Origin of the sequence: Kribbella sp. NPDC023855, assembly GCF_040639475.1 — a bacterium.
Classification (GTDB): domain Bacteria; phylum Actinomycetota; class Actinomycetes; order Propionibacteriales; family Kribbellaceae; genus Kribbella.
The window spans coordinates 309,924-327,192 of sequence record NZ_JBFAAA010000005.1; the positions used below are offsets into that span (position 1 = coordinate 309,924).

Annotated in this window: 11 protein-coding genes; 6 read left to right on the forward strand and 5 right to left on the reverse strand. The window is 68.1% G+C overall.

Translation table 11 applies throughout. The annotated features are described in order from the left end of the window. Together AB0F51_RS20490 and kduI are read right to left on the reverse strand one after the other, a co-directional pair. Complete coding sequence (locus tag AB0F51_RS20490) at positions 1–801, reverse strand: SDR family oxidoreductase (RefSeq protein WP_360282101.1); 801 nt, start codon at positions 799–801, stop codon at positions 1–3. After that, the gene (gene kduI, locus AB0F51_RS20495; protein ID WP_360282103.1) at positions 798–1,628 is read right to left on the reverse strand and encodes a 5-dehydro-4-deoxy-D-glucuronate isomerase; all 831 of its coding nucleotides are present in this window, start codon (positions 1,626–1,628) and stop codon (positions 798–800) included. The genes AB0F51_RS20490 and kduI overlap by 4 nt, the downstream gene beginning before the upstream one ends. A gap of 103 nt (positions 1,629–1,731) precedes the next feature. On the opposite strand from kduI, the gene AB0F51_RS20500 reads away from it, so the two are divergent. The 3 genes from AB0F51_RS20500 (at position 1,732) to AB0F51_RS20510 (ending at position 4,607) form a co-directional block, all read left to right on the forward strand. Continuing rightward, on the forward strand, positions 1,732–3,246 hold the full coding sequence (locus AB0F51_RS20500; RefSeq protein ID WP_360282105.1) for a sodium:solute symporter family protein: 1,515 nt from the start codon (positions 1,732–1,734) through the stop codon (positions 3,244–3,246). Between the two features lie 66 nt (positions 3,247–3,312). Then, the gene (locus AB0F51_RS20505) at positions 3,313–3,498 is read left to right on the forward strand and encodes a tautomerase family protein (RefSeq protein ID WP_145808799.1); all 186 of its coding nucleotides are present in this window, start codon (positions 3,313–3,315) and stop codon (positions 3,496–3,498) included. 80 nt (positions 3,499–3,578) lie between these two features. After that, positions 3,579–4,607 (forward strand): aspartate-semialdehyde dehydrogenase, encoded by a 1,029-nt coding sequence (locus AB0F51_RS20510; RefSeq protein WP_360282107.1) that lies wholly within the window; start codon positions 3,579–3,581, stop codon positions 4,605–4,607. 121 nt (positions 4,608–4,728) lie between these two features. Here the strand turns inward: AB0F51_RS20510 and AB0F51_RS20515 are convergent, their stop codons facing one another. Further along, positions 4,729–6,354, reverse strand: coding sequence for a peptide-N4-asparagine amidase (locus AB0F51_RS20515; RefSeq protein WP_360282109.1), 1,626 nt, complete (start codon positions 6,352–6,354; stop codon positions 4,729–4,731). Positions 6,355–6,460: 106 nt separating this feature from the next. Between AB0F51_RS20515 and AB0F51_RS20520 the strand changes: the two genes are divergently transcribed. From AB0F51_RS20520 to AB0F51_RS20530, 3 genes are all read left to right on the forward strand, one after another. Then, positions 6,461–8,296, forward strand: a complete 1,836-nt coding sequence (locus tag AB0F51_RS20520) for a long-chain fatty acid--CoA ligase (RefSeq protein ID WP_360282111.1) — start codon at positions 6,461–6,463, stop codon at positions 8,294–8,296. A 322-nt stretch (positions 8,297–8,618) separates the two neighbouring features. Continuing rightward, on the forward strand, positions 8,619–9,566 hold the full coding sequence (locus AB0F51_RS20525) for a hypothetical protein (RefSeq protein ID WP_360282112.1): 948 nt from the start codon (positions 8,619–8,621) through the stop codon (positions 9,564–9,566). Next, positions 9,563–11,320, forward strand: a complete 1,758-nt coding sequence (locus AB0F51_RS20530; protein WP_360282113.1) for a Dyp-type peroxidase — start codon at positions 9,563–9,565, stop codon at positions 11,318–11,320. The genes AB0F51_RS20525 and AB0F51_RS20530 overlap by 4 nt, the downstream gene beginning before the upstream one ends. 52 nt (positions 11,321–11,372) lie before the next feature. On the opposite strand, the gene AB0F51_RS20535 is transcribed toward AB0F51_RS20530, so the two are convergent. Both AB0F51_RS20535 and AB0F51_RS20540 read right to left on the reverse strand, forming a co-directional pair. Beyond that, positions 11,373–14,237, reverse strand: coding sequence for a glycoside hydrolase family 48 protein (locus AB0F51_RS20535; RefSeq protein ID WP_360282115.1), 2,865 nt, complete (start codon positions 14,235–14,237; stop codon positions 11,373–11,375). 156 nt (positions 14,238–14,393) lie between these two features. Then, positions 14,394–17,030 carry a glycoside hydrolase family 9 protein gene (locus AB0F51_RS20540; RefSeq protein WP_360282117.1) on the reverse strand — a complete coding sequence of 879 codons (2,637 nt, stop codon included), beginning with the start codon at positions 17,028–17,030 and terminating at the stop codon, positions 14,394–14,396. Between the last annotated feature and the right edge of the window lie 239 nt (positions 17,031–17,269).

Here is a 17,269-nt window from a genome sequence, read left to right on the forward strand (position 1 = left end):
TCATCTCGCCAGCCAGCCACCGTCGACGGCGAGCACGTGCCCGTTGACGTAGTCGGACGCGGGGGAGGCGAGGAAGACCGCGGCTCCGACCAGGTCTTCGGGCTGCCCCCATCGGCCCGCCGGAATCCGGTCGCGGATGGCCGCTTCGCGGTCGGTGTCGGCGCGCAGGTCGGTGGTGTTGTCGGTACTGATGTACCCAGGCGCTATCGCGTTCACCTGTACTCCGGCCGGCCCCCACTCGTTGGCGAGAGCCTTCGTGAGCCCGGCGACCGCGTGCTTGCTCGCCGTGTACGCCGGTACGGTGATGCCGCCCTGGAAGCTCAGCAGGGAAGCGATCGTGATGATCTTGCCACCGCCCCGCCGAACCATCGCGGCGCCGACCGGCCGGGTCACCGCCCAGGTCGAGTTGAGGTTCACGTCGATCACGTACTGCCAGTCGGCCGCCGTCGTGTCAGCAGCCGGAGCCCGGCGAATGGTGCCGGCGTTGTTGACCAGGATGTCGATCGGGCGACCCGCTGCGTCTGCTGCCGCGACTGCTTCGCCAGCGGCAGCCTCGACCGCTGCCGGGTCGGCGAAGTCGGCCGTGACGACAGTGGCCTGGCCGCCACCGTTCTGCTTGATCGCCTCCAGCGTGTCTTCGAGCGCGGCGTCACGCGCCATCAGGATGAGGTCCGCGCCGGCCGCGGCGAGCCCAGCAGCGATTGCGGCACCGATCCCTCGACGCGCGCCGGTGACCAGCGCAGTACGGCCCTTCAGGCTGAAAGCGTCCAGTGCTGGCCGGCCTTGGGTGACAGCTGTCACCGCAGATCCTTCACGTCGACGCCGTCCATGTCGGTGAAGGCCTGGTTCTCGCCGGCCATCGCCCAGACGAAGCTGTACGACGAGGTGCCGACTCCCGAGTGGATCGACCAGCTCGGGGAGATCACGGCCTGGCGATCGGCAACGAGCAGATGCCGGGTCTCGTCGGGTTCGCCCAGCAGGTGGACGATTCGGTCCGACTCCGGCAGGCCGAAGTACAGGTAGCACTCGGTACGCCGGTCGTGGGTGTGGGCGGGCATCGTGTTCCAGGTGCTGCCGGCGTGCAGGGTCGTCACGCCGAGCACGATCTGGCAGCTCTGTACGCCGCCGGCGTGGATGTACTGGTCGATCGTGCGGCGGTTCGCGGTCTGCTGGTCGCCTAGCTCGAGCCGGTTGCCCTCGCCCGGCTGCACCAGAGTCGTGGGGAAGTCGGTGTGCGCGGCCGCCGAGAACAGGTAGAACGCGGCGTCGGTGCCTTCGAAGACGACGTCGCGCGCGCCGCGGCCGGCGTACAGGCAGGCGCCGGTGGTGAGTTCGAACTTGGTGCCGTCGACCGTCACCGTGCCCGGGCCGCCGACGTTCACGATGCCGGCCTCGCGGCGCTCGAGGAAGAACTCGCTGCGCAGCTGCGGCCAGGTGCCCAGCGTGAGCGGGCCGCTGACCGGGCGGGCACCGGCCAGCACGATCCGGTCGTGGTGGGTGAGCACGGCGGTGACCGTATCGGCGGTGAAGAGGTCATCGACCAGGTACGTCCGGCGCAGAGCGGCGGTGTCGAACCCCGGCACCTGGTCGGGGTGGGTGGCATGGCGGACCTGGAGAGGCGAAATCATGGAACTAAGTTCTACTAGACAGAACTACAAGTCAAGAGTACAAATGCTGTCCTGACAGAAGTTCCGTCTCGTGATACCAAGTTCCGCCCCTTGGAGGCTTCACATGACAGCGCTCGACTGGACGGTGTTGGCCGGCTATTTCGTGCTGATGGTGCTGATCGGACTGTGGTCGCGCACCAAGATCAAAACCGTGGTGGACTACTTCACCACCGGTGGCCGGATTCCCTGGTGGCTGTCCGGCATCTCGCATCACATGTCCGGCTACAGCGCGGTCATGTTCGTCGCCTTCGCGGCGGTTGCCTACAACTACGGCATCACCGTGTACGTGTGGTGGGCCGTGTCGATCGGCGTGGGCGTCGGCATCGGCGCGTTCCTCTTCGCCGCACGCTGGAACCGGCTGCGCGCGAAACACGGTGTGGTCTCACCGCTGGAGTACCTGGCCAGGCGTTACAACCTGCCGACCCAGCAGGTGCTCGCGTACTCCGGTGCCGCGCTCAAGGTGGTCGACATCGCGGCGAAGTGGGTCGCGATCGCCGTCCTGCTGAACGGCTTCACCGGCGTACCGATGCGCTGGGGCATCCTGCTCACCGGTGTGGTGACGATGCTCTACGCGACGCTGGGCGGACTCTGGGCCGACGTACTCACCGACTTCGGTCAGTTCATCATCCAGGCCGCGGCCGGGATCGCGATGTTCGTCGGCGTACTGACCCATCTGGACGGCATCCCCACGCTGTGGAAGATGTGGGACCAGCTGCCCGAGGGGCACGGTGACGCGCTGACCGGCCCGTACACACCGATCTTCCTGATCGCGTTCCTGTTCATCAAAACCTTCGAGTACAACGGCGGCATGTGGAACCTGGCGCAGCGCTACATGGCCGCGCCGTCGGGTTCGGCGGCCAAGAAGTCGGCGTTGCTGTCGTCGGTGTTGTGGCTGGTCTGGCCGCTGGTGCTTTTCATCCCGATGTGCGCCGCCCCGCTGCTGGTCCCGAACCTCGGCAAGGCCGAGCAGTCGTACGTCGAACTGGCGCAACTGCTGCTCCCGAGCGGCCTGATCGGGCTCGTGCTGGCCGGGTTCTTCTCGCACACGATGGCGATGGTCGCCTCCGACGCGAACGTGATCTCCTCGGTGATCACCCGCGACATCGGCCCGGTCCTGGTGCCCAAGCTGCGCAGGCTGTCGGACGTGGCCACCCTGAAGTTCGCCCGGATCACCACCTTCACCTTCGTCACGGTGAGCATGCTGATCGCGATCATCACCAACGGCCAGGGGGTCGTCCTGAAGATCGTCGTGGACCTGGTGGCCGCGACGATGGGGCCGATCTCGATCCCGCTGATGCTCGGGTTGCTGCCGTGGTTCCGGCGGTCGGGGTCGCGGGCGGCGATCGCGTCCTGGGCGGCCGGCCTGATCGTCTGGTCGATCGTAAAGTGGGGCGTCGGTTCGACCGACACGACCATGGTCGTCGCGTTGCCATTGGCAACATCCCTGGTCGTGTACGTCGGTCTCGGCTTGCTGCTGCCGGAGCGGCGGGAGTCGGTCGACGAGCTGCTCGACTCACTCAACGCCGATCCCGACGAGACCGACGAGGTGCTCGCCAGGCGGGCGGCAGCAGTCGGCTAGGTTGCAATCTGGAACAATGTTCCACAAGGTAGAACACGTCATCCGACTCTCTGAGGGGCTCTTCTTATGCCGAACATCACCGTCGAACTGCTCTCCGGCCGCACCCTGGACCAGCGTCGCGAGTTCGTCGCCGCCGTCACCGACTCCGCGATCGCCATCCTGGGCGCCAAGCGCGAGGCGGTCCGGATCGTCTTCACCGAGATCGAGAAGTCCGACGTCGCCAACGGCGGAGTCCTCGTCTCCGACAGCTGACCCCTGCCGCCCGCGCCCCGCTGGTCTCGCACTGTAGAAACCCGGGGTGCGGGCGCGCTGTCTCACCTAGGCTGTGCTCCATGCGAGTAGGAGTGTTCGGAGCAACCGGTCAGGTCGGCGGCGTGATGCGGCAACTGCTGGTGGAGCGAAAGTTTCCGGTCGACGAGATCCGGTACTTCGCCTCCGCCCGCTCGGCCGGCAGTCAGCTGTTGTTCGGCGACGAGAAGATCACCGTCGAGGACTCGGCGACGGCCGACTTCACGGGCCTTGAGCTGGCCCTGTTCTCCAACGGGAAGACGGCGTCGAAGGAGCTCGCCCCGAAGGTGGCGGCCGCCGGCGCCGTTGTGGTCGACAACTCGTCCGGCTGGCGGATGGACCCCGAGGTCCCGCTGGTCGTTGCCGAGGTCAACCCCGGCGATCTCGACCACCTGCCCAAGGGCATCGTCGCCAACCCGAACTGCACCACGATGGCCGCGATGCCGGTGCTGGCACCCTTGCACCGTGAAGCCCGCCTCACCCGGCTGGTCGTCTCGACGTACCAGGCGGTCTCGGGCTCCGGCGGCGTCGGCGTCCGGGAGCTCGAGGAGCAGACCCAGGCGCTGGTCGACGGCGCCGGCCGGCTTGCCACCGGCACGGAGGGCGTGACGCTCCCGCAACCGCAGGTGTACGCCGGGCCGATCGCGTTCAACGTGCTCCCGCTGGCCGGCTCGATCGTTGCCGACGGCACCGGTGAGACCGACGAGGAGCAGAAGCTCCGCAACGAGAGCCGCAAGATCCTGCACATCCCGGACCTGCTGGTCGCGGGTACCTGCGTCCGCGTTCCGGTCTTCACGGGTCACTCGCTCAGCATCCACGCCGAGTTCGCCGACCCGATCACGCCCGGCCGCGCCACCGAGCTGCTGGCCGATGCGCCGGGTGTCGAGCTCACCGACCTGCCCACCCCCTTGCATGCCGCGGGCAACGATCCGTCGTACGTCGGCCGGATCCGCCAGGACCAGTCGGTGCCGGACAACCGGGGCCTGGTCCTGTTCATCTCCAACGACAACCTCCGCAAGGGCGCGGCGCTCAACGCAGTGCAGATCGCGGAGCTCCTTCAGCAGCGACGGTAGGCCCCTGGGCGGAAACTCTGAGTGTTGAGCCGCCCCACTATCCAGCCTGCCGAGCTGCGGTTTCGCGTCCTCGGGCCGGTCGAGGCCGGCCCCGGCACGTCCGCACGCCTGCTGCGGCCGGTCAGCAGCCGTAGGCATCCTCCGTGTAGATGCCGTTGACCGCTGTAAGAGTGTGGTCGTAGCAGCCGCCGGTGCCGGTTGCGCGGTAGCGGACTGTCTGGGTGCCGGTCGCGTGGCGCTGGTCGCGGGGAACGTTGTAGATCCACGCGGCGCGCCCGTCGTACGAGTCCTCCGTACGCCGGTCCGCCAGGGTCAGCGGACCGAGTCGGCTGGTGGTGTGGCTGCGGTCGGCCAGGTCGAGGTCGGTGATCACGTCGTACGCGTCCGGGATCGTTGCATGGGGCAAGAAGCTGATGTAGCCGTTCTTGCTGTAGGTCAGCTCGGTGCGATCCACTCGCGGCCCGGTGGTCACGACGGAGAGGTCGCGCCAGGTCGCGTCGAGAGCGTCACGCGATTCGCCCGCCTCCCAGACATGGGTGCTGTCGTTGGTCAACGAGCGCTCGACCGTCGTGCTGACCCGCCCGGCCGAGGTGTCGACGTAGCCGCTGATCTTCAGGGATCGGGATGCCTTGGTCCGGACGGAGCCCGCCGTGCCGGCGGAGCCGGTAACGTCGTCGGACTTCGTCAGCTCGGCAACGGAGTACGAGGTGAGTTTGCCGCTGGTCTGCTTGAGGATCGGGTCGGTCCAGACGTGCAGGTTGGGGACGGTGAACCAGCCAGTCTGACCCGCCGGTACGCCGACGACGTGGACCCGGAACTCGTGCGGTTTGCCGTCCGCGACCAGGCCGGCGAACGGCGTCAGGTCATACAGCAGAGGCTTGATGTCGAACGCGCGCGGCGCGGGGGAGGGCCGCCAGGCGTACGGGTTCGACCAGCCGCCGGTGTAGATGTGCGGATACGGAAGCGCGATTCCGGCGACCTTGCCGTCGACCAGTACTTCGACCTCGCGGTACGGCGAACCGTCCGGGCAGGAGTAGCCGGTCGAGGCCGGGGCCGACGTGTCCCAGAACTCCTCACACCCACCGCCGGAGCCGGTGACATAGACCTCGCCGAGCAGGCGGGACGTGTTCCGCGGCAGCGTCGCAGTACCGACCAGGTCGGAGTCCTCGCGGCGCTGGTCCTGCAAGGGGAGGACGGCGGACGCAGTACGGGCGGGTGGGGCGCCGTGGCCGACAGTGTAGAAGTCGAGCGAGACAACGATGTCGAGGACGCCGGTGTAGGTCTCGTTGACGACGTTGCCGAGCTCCATCACCACCGGCTGCGGGGTGCGCAGCAGCGGGCTGTAGGAGGTGACGTCCTTCTCGACCTGCCAACTGATGCCGTCGGTGCTCGGCTCCGGGGTCGAGGTCCGGAAGACGCCGACACCGCCGATGGTGATGTGGCCCAGGCGGTCGTACTGAACGCCCTTGACCGAGCCCTTCAGCCGCAGCACCACCTTCGACCAGGGACCGCGGCAGGCGGCCGGTGGTGTGTAGGTGGAGGTATAGGGATCGAAGTTGCGGAATCCGTGCCGGACGATCTCCACCGAGCAGTGCCGGGTGTTCGGCACTGCGACGGGTGGGGCCGGCGTGCGAGGATCGGAGTAGTCACTGCCGAACTCCGGCGGCGGAGTGACCGCAGTCGCCGGCGAGAGGTTGCCGAGGAAAAAGACGGACAGTGAGATCAGTGCCACAGACCGTGCGCGCATGTTGCGGAAACGTAATCGAGATGGTGCCCACGGGCAAGCGATCACCATGGTCAGCGGTGGCTGCGGCTATTACTGTTCGGTTACTTGACTCCCGTGGAGGCCAGACATGAAGCCCGTTGCCGACGGTCCCCAGCTCGCGTTGCTCAGCAACCGCAAGGAACACATGGCGCAGATGTTCCTTGACCGCGTCGCCGCGACGCCGGATCGCGAGGCGTTCCGTGCTCCAGCCGCGGACGGCTGGCGTTCCGTGACCTGGGCAGAGACCGACGCCCTGGTACGCCGCCGCGCGGCGGGGCTGGTCGCCTTGGGTGTCCAGCCCGAGCAGCGGGTCGGCATCGCCGCCAGCACCCGGCTCGAATGGGTGCAGTGCTATCTGTCCGCGGTGCTCGCGGCGGCCGCCACCACCACGATCTACCCGACGACGATGGCCGCCGATGTCGCGTACATCGCCGCCGACGCCGAAGTGCAGGTCATCTTCGCCGAGGACGCCAGCCAGGTCGACAAGCTGCGCGAGCACAAGGCGGAGCTGCCGTCGGTGCACAAGGTGGTGCTGATCGACGGTGAACCCGAGGAGCGTGACGGCGACTGGGTGATCAGCCTCGCCACCCTCGACGACCTCGGCGCCAAGCAGCTCGACGACCAGCCGGACTCGGTCGATTCGCGGGTCGCGCAGGTCAAGCCGGAGCACCTCTGCACGCTCGTCTACACCTCGGGGACGACCGGCCGGCCGAAGGGTGTCCGGCTGCCGCACTCGGTCTGGACGTACGAGGGCGCCGCGGTCGAGGGCATCAGGGTGCTCAGCCCGGACGACCTGCAACTGCTGTGGCTGCCGCTGTCGCACGTGTTCGGGCAGGTGCTGCTGGCCGTGCAGTTCCAGATCGGGTTCGCGACCGCGATCGACGGCCGGGTGGACAAGATCGTCGAGAACGCCGCCGTGGTCCAGCCGACGTTCATGGCGGCCGCGCCGCGCGTCTTCGAGAAGGCCCACGGCCGGATCGTCACGATGATGGAGGCCGAGGGCGGGGTCAAGGCGAAGCTCTTCCACTGGGCCTTCGGCGTCGGCGCGCGGGTGTCGGAGCTCCGGCAGCAGGGGAAGGAGCCGGGCGGCGTCCTGGCCGCGCAGTACTCGCTGGCCGACAAGCTCGTGCTCTCCAAGATCCGGGCTCGCTTCGGTGGGCGGATCCGCTTCTTCGTGTCGGGGTCCGCGGCGCTGGACAAGAAGCTGTCGGAGTGGTTCCACGCGGCCGGCCTGCTGATTCTCGAGGGCTACGGGTTGTCCGAGACCGCCGCCGGCTCGACGCTGAACCGGCCGGATCAGTACCGGCTCGGCAGCGTGGGCCCGGCGTTCCCGGCGGCGCAGTTCAAGATCGCCGAGGACGGCGAGATCCTGATCAAGGGTCCCGGCGTGATGAGCGGGTACCACAACCTGCCGGAGCAGACTGCTGAGGTGATCGACGCCGACGGCTGGTTCCACACCGGGGACATCGGGCACTTCGAGGACGAGTTCCTCTTCATCACCGACCGGAAGAAGGACCTCTTCAAGACCTCCGGTGGCAAGTACGTCGCACCGCAGGTGATCGAGGGCCGGTTCAAGATGATCTGCCCGTACGCCAGCCAGTTCCTTGTCCACGGCAACCAGCGCAACTTCGTCAGCGCGCTGGTGACGCTCGACCCGGACGCGATCGTGCCGTGGGCCGAGCAGAACGGCCTGGCGGGCAAGTCGTACGCCGAGATCGTCACCTCGGACGCCGCCCAGAAGATGGTCCAGGGCTACGTCGACGAACTGAACGCCGGCCTCAACCGCTGGGAAACCATCAAGAAGTTCACCATCCTCGACCGCGACCTGACCGTCGAGGGCGGCGAGATGACCCCGAGCCTGAAGCTGAAGCGCAAGCACGTCGAGACGACATACGGCGACCTGCTGGACAAGATGTACGACTGAAGTTCCCGGCACCCGCTGGGTGACGGCGTGGGGTGGCGAGCGGCTCTGGCGTGGCTGGTGCAAGCCCCACGCCGGCTCCGCCGTCCGCTCCTACGTCGCGTCCGCGTTCGCTAGCTCCCACCCGCCCGGGGCGCGGGCTCCTGCGTCGCCCGCTTGTGAAGACTGGCGGCCTCAGCCGGTGTCGCGGTGCCGGTGTTGTTGGGTCGTGCGCCGGCCCCTGCGTCACTGCAGTTCCGCCGTGTGACTGGTTGCAGCAAGTTGCAGGTGGTTGTCCGTTGGCGTGCCTACCGGGAGTGACCGGGGTGGCATAGGGTGCTGGCTCATGGGCTTGGTGCGGAAGTTCGGGACGCCGGGGTCGATCCGGGACGTGCCGGCCGGCTCTGAGCTGTTCGATCGGTGGCACACTCTGATCAACCGCCTGATCGCGCCGTCGACGGCGCTCAGTGGGTCCGGTGCCTATGTGGATCCCAGCCAGCGCAAACTCGAGGTGACCGCGACCCGTGCCTACACCTGGACCGGATTCTCCCGACCGTTGTTGATGGAGCATCGCGACGATCGCGTCGCCGCGTTCGCCGCGGGGGAGCAGCGATCGACCCAGATCGAGTACCTCGAGTGGCACGTGGACCGTGATCCCGACGGCGTCATCGTGCGCGTCACGTTCACGACGGAGACACCGGAGTACTGGAAGTTGCTGGCCGCGGTCGACCCTGACCGGGTCCTGGCGCTGTACCGGGAGCTGGTGGATCCCGCGGTCCGGCGTGCTCACCTGTTCGATGCCAAGGGCAACTACAAGCCGATGAACCGGTGGAACACGAAGGACGGCATCGTGCACTACGTGATGCCGATCAACTCGATGAAGGACCTGCTCGGCGTCTCCCAGGAGGTCGAGCAGACCGGCACGGCACTCGACGGGTACGACGCGCTGCCGTACGGCCGGCAGACCGGCGCCGATGCCCGGATCAACCTCGACCTGTGGTCGATCAGCCGGAAGGGGTACGCCGTGGCCACCCAGAACCCACCCGGCCCGGTGATGATCGACTGGGACGATTCAGGGTGGACCGATCCAGACGGTGAGCCGGTGGCGGACCACTGGACCGTTGTCCGCGGCCGGCGGGGTGCGGCGCTACGGGTCGTCTACGAGGTGCCGGCGGCAGCCGGTTACCGGGTGGGCGACATCCGCATCGGCGGCCGCCCCGTGGAGTTTGGCGGCCAGCTCGCCGAACACGTGATCATGGCGGCGCACGGCATCATCGACCAGGACCCGCGGTGAGAGCCGACGCGGCCGCCGCACTGGCCGCCCTCGCGGAAACCCGGACCGCCCTGCTGTCCGGCATCGAGCTGCCGTCACCGGTCGACGGTTCCGTCCTCGAGGCCTCCGGGACCGGTCAACCGGACTTGATCCGGGAGGCGACCAGTGCGCGTCGCGCCCCGGTTCCGCAGGCGCTGCCCGATGAGCCTGTGTACGACGCCGAGGCTGCCGCCGACATCCAGGGCAACATCGTCCCTGGGTTCAACAAAGACCATCAGGAGTTCCTGTTCCTGCGCTTCGGGGACCTCGACGATGCCCGCGAGTGGGTCGGCTGGATGGCGCCCCGGATCACCGCCATGGACGAGGTACTGGACTTCCGGCGTGAGTTCCGCGCGCTGCGCCTGTGGTTTGGAGTCCGCGAACCAGGGCTCACCGCCACCTGGACCGCGGTCGCGTTCTCTTTCCCAGGCATCGCGGCGCTGGCCGGCGACGCTGACGCGCAGGCCTTCGGTGACCAGAGCTTCCGGCAGGGCCTGGCCGAACGGTCCACCTACCTGGGCGACCCGACCGACCCCGCTCAGCGTGGGCATCGGGCGAACTGGCTGGTGGGCGGCCCGGACAACGAAGCCGACGCGTTGGTGATCGTTGCCGCCGATGACCCGAAGGGCCTGGCTGCCGCGGTCGAGGAGATCCTCGACGAGGCCGTTGCCCAGGGCATCACTCTGCTGCACGGTCAGCGCGGCGACACACTGCCGGGAAACCTCCAGGGGCACGAGCACTTCGGGTTCAAGGACGGCATCTCCCAGCCCGGCGTCCGCGGCCGGCGGTCAACCTCGCCGAGCGATCACCTCACTCCCCGCTTCCTCGATGCCGGCGACCCGCACGCCGAGCTCTTCGCCAAGCCCGGCCAGCCGTTGGTGTGGCCTGGGCAGTTCCTCCTCGGCGAGCCCCGCCAGCACCATCAGGACCCGAAGACGCCGGCGCCGGCGTCCACGGCCTTCCCCGACTGGGCCCGGCGCGGTTCCTACCTGGTGTGCCGGCGTCTCGACCAGGATGTGGCCGGCTTCTGGGAGCTGGCGACGACGGCCGCCGCGGCGGTGGGGACGACCCCGGTCAGACTCGCGTCGATGCTCGTCGGTCGCTGGCCGAGTGGGGCTCCGCTGCTGCGGTCGCCGGCGGCTGATGACGCCGCGCTGGCCGGTGACGAGTTCGCCAACAACCACTTCCTGTTCGATGACGACACTCGCTCGTCCGTGCTGGTTGATCTCCCCGGGTACCCCGGCGACACGCACCGGCCCGCGACCGAGGACCTGCTCGGCCAGGTGTGCCCGTTCGCCGGGCACATCCGCAAGGTCAACCCGCGCGACAGCGGCACCGACTTCGGCGCGCCCGCGGACACGTTCCTGCGGCTGATGCTGCGCCGTGGCATCCCGTACGGCGAACCGCTCGCCGGCGTCGCCGATCCGCCGCCCGAACTCGAGTCGGCCGAACGCGGTCTGCTGTTCGCGGCGTACATGGCCTCCATCGAGGACCAGTTCGAGTTCGTCACCCGCCGGTGGGCCAACTCGCCCGTGCAACCTCATGTCGGCGGCGTCGATCCGATCATCGGCCAGCGCGACCTGCGCGGCGACCGCCGCCGGACCGTCGACCTCCCGGCCGCCGACGGGTCGACCACCACGATCGAGCTCCCCGAGGACCTGGTCACTCCCACCGGCGGCGGCTACTTCTTCGCCCCACCGATCTCAGCCCTCCGCGGCCCGCTCTCCGGCGCATGAAACGCGCCCCCGGCCAGGTGAAACCGGGGGCGCGCGTCAGTGCTTGACGGAGTTAGCCGAACAGCTCCGCGTGGAGGGAGAACGCCGTGGCGATCTCTGCTTGGGCCCAGAAGCGGTGGTAGGTGAAGGTTGGGGCCGGCCCGCCGTCGAGGTGGGCTTGGACCTTGGGCCAGTCGGGGTCATTGCGGTAGAAGGACCTGATCGACAGGAAGGTGGAGTCCTGGCCGATCGCGTCTCCGTTGGGCATCTTGCCGGTCCAGCCCGGCGGCACGTAGGTGCCTTCGCCGGTTGTTGCGTTGTACTTGTCGTCGAAGCGGCCGTAGTCGGTCCGGGTCTCCGGCACCGCGATGCCCTTGGCGGTCTGGTTCGACAGCAGTGCTGTCAGCAGGCCCTCGCCTGCGGTCTTTGCCGGGGCGGTGCCCGACTTGGCTGCGTAGTTCAGCAAGGTCTTGGCGAGCGACGCCGCCACGCCGACATCCTTGCTGTGGTTGAGCACGCTGACCCGAAGGCTCGCGTTCGCGCCCGGCGTGACGGGGTTCCACGTGTCAGGTGCGCCGGTCCACTGCAGGTCCGACGGGATCTGGAAGTTGCCGCCGGTACCGATGGTGGTGTTGGCGATTGCCCAGGGCACCCACTTGTCCAGGATCTTCTTCGCCCGGGCGTCACCGGTCATCCGGTACAGCGCGGCCGTCCGCTCCATCTGCCAGACCTGGAAGCCGAACCACCGGTTCGACGGCGGGTCGCGCCAGACCGGGTGCGCGTCGTAGAACATGCCGTAGAACGTCGGCGTACCCGCGGGAGGTGTGCCGTAGTTGCCTTCCCAGCTGTTCGTGACACCGCCGGCAATGCCGCCGTCGGCCGACTGCAGCCACTGCAGGACCTCCAGTTGCCGGTCCATGCTCTTGGCCCAGTCCTGCTGACCTGTGGCCGACTTCGGCTTCAGCGAGGGAACCTGTGCGAGCGCGTACGCCGCCAGCGGGTTTTGGTACCCCTGGTGCGAGGCACCGTCACCGATGCGCCAGGCCCAGCCTGCCGAAGTGTCCGTCGCGCCACCCCAGGCGTAGTACCAGGACATCAGGTAGTGCGAGCTGTCCTTGCCGGTACCAGCCGCGCAGGCCGCGGGTCCTACGCAGTTGCCGATCTTCTTGAAGTACTTGTCGAACATCGCGTACCGCAGGTAGTCGCCCATCTTCGCGGCCTTGGCCAGCTCCGGCGCGATCTCGCCCTGCTTGCCCTGCGCGGTCGCCCACTGCTCGGCGAACAGCGCCACCTGGACCGCACGCGCATCCGCGTCCGGCGCGTTGGTGTACTTCCACTGCTTGGCGTACGACGCGTCCTTGGTGAACAGGTCCAGGTAGCCGTTGGGGCCACCGTGCTTGAACGTGTCGCAGGACGGCTGCGGGATGGTCTCCCAGACCGACTCCGACGAGCCGCGCTGATAGGTGTTGATGTACGACGGCGCCGTCGTACCGTCACCGCACCGGCCGAAGCCGAGGGTGTTGTCGACGTCCAGCAGCCAGTGCATGCCGTAGATGTCGTCGGTGCCGTACGCCGACTTCAGCTCGGCGGCGATCGGGTCCTGGCCCACCGAGACGCTCGAGTCCAGCACGGAGGGGTACTTGTCCATCCTGTTGTGCTCGGGCGCGTAGGTGGCGGGCTTGCTGGGGTTGTACTTGTCGTTGGTCGGCTGATCGGCCTTGGCCGGAATGATGTACTTCTCCATCGAGGCCCACGCCGCCTTGAACGGAGCCCAGTCACCGCTGATCTTGCCGTAGCTCGCCTCCAGCCACAGGTAGTAGCTGAACGCCTCCGACGTCGTCTGGTGCCCGTGGTCCGGCGCCTCGACCATCAGCGTCTCCACCGCGTGGTACGGCACCAGCAAGTCGCCGAACTTGCGGAAGTACCCGCTCGCCGGGTCCTTGATCTTGTTGTACTGCGCGAGGAACGCTTCCTGGAACGGAGGAATGGTCGCCGAGATCTCCTTGGCGGTCACCGAGGCCGCCGCGTAGCCCGTGGCGGTCGCGGAGAAGACGGCTGTCACCAGGGCGCCGCCGTTTGCCGCTGAGCTGACCGTCACGTTCTGCGGCGTGTTCCAGTTCGCCGTGGTGAACGTCAGCGAGGTTGGTGCCGCGGTGAGATCCGTACTGCCGGACGAGCGGGCTACTGCCACGGTCACCGAGGACGACGGCTGACTCGCCAGCGTCACGCCGAACTGTGCCGTGCCGCCCTGCTTGACGTTGAGCGTCGCCGGCGTGGCCACGATCGTCGCCCCGGCGATGACCTTGATCGGCACGGGTGCCGTCGTGGTGACCAGGCCGAGGTTGTCGGTCGCGCGGGCCGCGACGGCGTGGTCACCGACGGACGCGCCCGGCCACGAGCCCTGGTAGGGAGCGGTCGTGTCGGTGGCGACCACGACCCCGTCAGCCAGGAACTCGACCTTCGACACAGTGCCGTCGCTGTCGGCCGCGGTGGCCTCGAGCGGGATTGCCTGCCCGTTCTGGAACGACTGCCCAGCTGTCGGAGAGGTCACCGCCACCGTCGGGGCCTTGTTGCCGCCGGTGCACGAGACGCCGTTGACCGCGAAGTCGGTCGGTTTGCCGTTCGTTGCTCCCTTCGTGCCCTGGAAGCCGACGGTCGCGGTACCGCCGGTGGCGATGTTCCGGTTCCAGTCCACCGGTGTGACGGTGACCTTGGCGCCGGACTGCGTGTGGCTGCCGTTCCACAGGTTCGTCACCTGCTGGCCGTTCGGGAAGGTCCAGGTGAGGGTCCACCCGTTGATCGGATCGCCTTCGTTCTTGATCGTCACGTCGGCGACGAACCCGTTGGCCCACTCGTTCACCACGTTGTAGTTCACCGAGCAGGCCACCGCGGCGTGTGCCGGGGGCGCGACCAGCGGTATCAGCCCCGCAGCTGTCACTACTGCTATTGCCAGGGCGAGCGGTCTGGTACGTAACCATCGCCCTCTGGTGTGATGTGTCATCCATCCTCCTCGTCAGGGGTCAGCCGGTGACCCATGGGCTTGCGATCGATGCGGGACGCCCCGGTACGCGGAACCTCCCGCCACCGAGGCTGGTCAGGGCTCGACGCCCCAGGAGAGGACACCGCCGGAGTAGCCGGTGACCCGATCGAAGTCGGTGAGCGAACTGCTCACCCGGTAGCTGTGGTCGTCGGCCTGGTTGAAGCCGGACCAGTCGGACTTCGCCACGCGCAGCTGGATCTCGCCGGTACTCGCGCCGGGCGCGAGACTGCCGGCGGTGAAGCTGACCTCCAGGTAGGCGTCCGCGCCGGGCCGGGCCGAAGCCGGCCTGACGACTCGTGCCCGGACGTTGGCGCAACCTGCCTGGGCCCAGTCGCACCACACCTGGTAGGTGGGGGAGGACGCATCGCCGGTGAACCAGTACCGCAGCGTCACCGTGGTCAGGCCGATGCTCGCCGTGCCGCGGTTGGATGCCTGGAGAGTGGCGCCGATCTGGTTCGTAGTCGCGGGCGAGGACCCCTTGTGCTGCACGGTCAGCGTGCTCGCTGGTGCGGTTGTGGTCCGCACGGTGATGAGAGCCGGGTCAGAAACGTTGCCTGCGGCATCCTTGGCTCGCACGGAAAGCGGGTAGGAAGTGTCCGGTGCCAGGCCGGTGATCTGCAGGCTGGTGGTGGCGGTGGAGCCGATCACTGTCGTGCCGTTGAGGACCTCGTAGCCGGTCACGCCAACGTTGTCGGTGGACGCGGCCCAGCTCAGGGTGACGCTGCTGCCGGTCACGGTCGAGGCCTTCAGCAGGGTGGGCGCGCCGGGTGGCTCGCGGTCGACCGTACCGTTCGGCTCGGCGCCCCAGACCAGCTTGCCGTCTTGGTGCAGAACGATCCGGTCGGTCTGAGTGACCGTGTTGCCGGTGCTCAGACCCGCGTAGGACCAGTCGTTGGCCGGGTCCCAGGTCCCGGAGCTGGCAATACGGAACTGGACTTCCTTGCGGTACGCCGACTGCCCGGCCGGGGCGACGCCGGTACAGCGGATCTCCACGTAGTACACCGAGCCGCTGTGCTGGACCGGGCCGCTTGCCGTGCCGCACTGGTTGTAGTTGGTGGTGACAGTGAGCTGGCCGGGCGTCGTGGCGCCATCGAGCGTGAAGTAGTAGCGCATGGTGCCGTTGAAGGTCCGCGCGGGCCAGGCGCTCTTGTTGAGCACGAAGGCCTTGATCTCGGTGAACTGGGTGCTTGCCTGGTTCACCGACGCCTGCACGGTCAGCTCGGGGCCGTCAGGGGTCTCCGCAACTGGGAAGTTCGCCAGCGGAGTACCGCCGTACTCCTTGTACAGCCGGGCGAGCGCACCGGTGAAGCCGGCGTTGTAGTCCAGCGCGACCTCGTTCATCACGTAGTCGCTGCGGCTGTCGGTGTACGCGTCGTCGTTGCTCTTGGGACCGCCGACCAGGGCTCCGGACAGGGTGTGCCTGCTGATCGCGGGTTCCTGAATGCTGTCGCTCCAGGAACCGTGCGCCGTCCGGTGGTGGGGGTTACGGGGCGGGTTGGCACCGAAGCCCACGACATAGCTGGAGTTGCGCGGGTTGTCGCCGAGCGCGTAGTTGATCTGCCGCGCACCGAAGTCGTGATAGGTCCTGGCCCGGGCACTGTCCCGAGTGGCCAGCCAGTCGGAGTACACCAGAGCGACGAACGCGGTATTGGCTGCGTAGCGCAGAGAGCCCCAGGTATCGAGTACTGCCTGGCCACCGGGGGAGTAGCGGATCCGGTTGCCGTTGTAGCCGGTGGTCCAGTAGTCCAGCCAACGGTTGGCGTCGGCGACGTACATCTGCTCGCCGGTCAGCTTGGCCAGCAACACGTAGGCGCCGTAGGACTTGTCGTCCCAGGCGATCGTCCACCGGTAGGACCGCTCGGAGCTTTGCGGCTCGGTCGAGAGCTTCAGGTACTCCGCCTTGGCCTTGGCCAGGTACGACGCGTCGCCCGTTGCGCGGTACAGCCAGATCGCGCCCCAGACGAGTTCGTCCTGGTAGCCGCTCCAGGAGTTGTAGAACTTGGCGGCGTCGGTGATGCAGTCGCTGTACTTGCCGCGGTACGTGTCGGCAAAGCTGTAGAGCTGTTTGGCATGCGTCAGCAACGTCGCCGCGTAGGCCGGGTCAGTCTCCTTGAACACCATCGCGGCCGAAGCGGTCGCCGCGGCGTACTCACCCGCGAGGTCCGAGCCGGGGCAGGATGCGTCGACCTTGTACGACGGACGGGCCATCGTCATCACCTCGGCCGAGCCCCACCAGGCGTGGTCGGGGTCGCCCGCGCCGACCTGGCCGTAGACCACGTTCGGGGCCGGGTGTGCCTTGATGATCCAGTCGGTGCCCCAGCGCAGGTTCGCCATCAGGTGCTCGAGCTGGCCGGAGCCGACGTACGCGTCCCGGTTCTCGACCGCGCCCCAGGCGAGCATCGACAGGCCGGCCGCGAAGGGCAGCCCGAACTTCACATGGTCGCCCGCGTCGTAGAAGCCACCGGACAGGTCGAGGCCGGCATCGCTGCCGTCGCGCAGTGCCGAGTCGCCGCGCCAGCTGACGCGGTTGTCCGCGGGCAGCTTGCCCGAGCGCTGCGCGTCGTAGAACCAGATGGACTTCTGCAGTGCCTCCCCGTAGTTGTACGCGGGTGCCGCCGACGCGGCGGGTGGCACGGGGCAGATCAGGACCGTGAGCAAGGTGACGACGGTGACTGTCAACGCTCTCGCCATGCAGCTTCGCACGAGTACCTCCGAAGGCAGTTCGGGACGCGTGCCAGGCCTGGGGGGACGTGCGTGGCAAGGTCCGGGGCGGTGGGGAGATGCCTTCTGGGAGCGCTCCCAGATTCGGCAGCGTAAGGCCCGGGCGGCGCGGTGGAAAGGGAATGTCGAGGGGTTAAACGTTTCGGATTCCGCCGGGCTGCCGAGTTGCGGCGGCAAGCAGCCGCGGGCCACGAAAGTTCCGGTGGACT

Excerpts from the sequence above, each read along its gene's own strand:
- AB0F51_RS20500 (WP_360282105.1), top strand. The coding sequence starts at position 1,732 with ATGACAGCGCTCGACTGGACGGTGTTGGCCGGCTATTTCGTGCTGATG.
- AB0F51_RS20525 (WP_360282112.1), top strand. The coding sequence starts at position 8,619 with ATGGGCTTGGTGCGGAAGTTCGGGACGCCGGGGTCGATCCGGGACGTG.
- AB0F51_RS20540 (WP_360282117.1), bottom strand. The coding sequence starts at position 17,030 with ATGGCGAGAGCGTTGACAGTCACCGTCGTCACCTTGCTCACGGTCCTG.
- kduI (WP_360282103.1), bottom strand. The coding sequence starts at position 1,628 with ATGATTTCGCCTCTCCAGGTCCGCCATGCCACCCACCCCGACCAGGTG.
- AB0F51_RS20520 (WP_360282111.1), top strand. The coding sequence starts at position 6,461 with ATGAAGCCCGTTGCCGACGGTCCCCAGCTCGCGTTGCTCAGCAACCGC.
- AB0F51_RS20515 (WP_360282109.1), bottom strand. The coding sequence starts at position 6,354 with ATGCGCGCACGGTCTGTGGCACTGATCTCACTGTCCGTCTTTTTCCTC.
- AB0F51_RS20505 (WP_145808799.1), top strand. The coding sequence starts at position 3,313 with ATGCCGAACATCACCGTCGAACTGCTCTCCGGCCGCACCCTGGACCAG.
- AB0F51_RS20510 (WP_360282107.1), top strand. The coding sequence starts at position 3,579 with ATGCGAGTAGGAGTGTTCGGAGCAACCGGTCAGGTCGGCGGCGTGATG.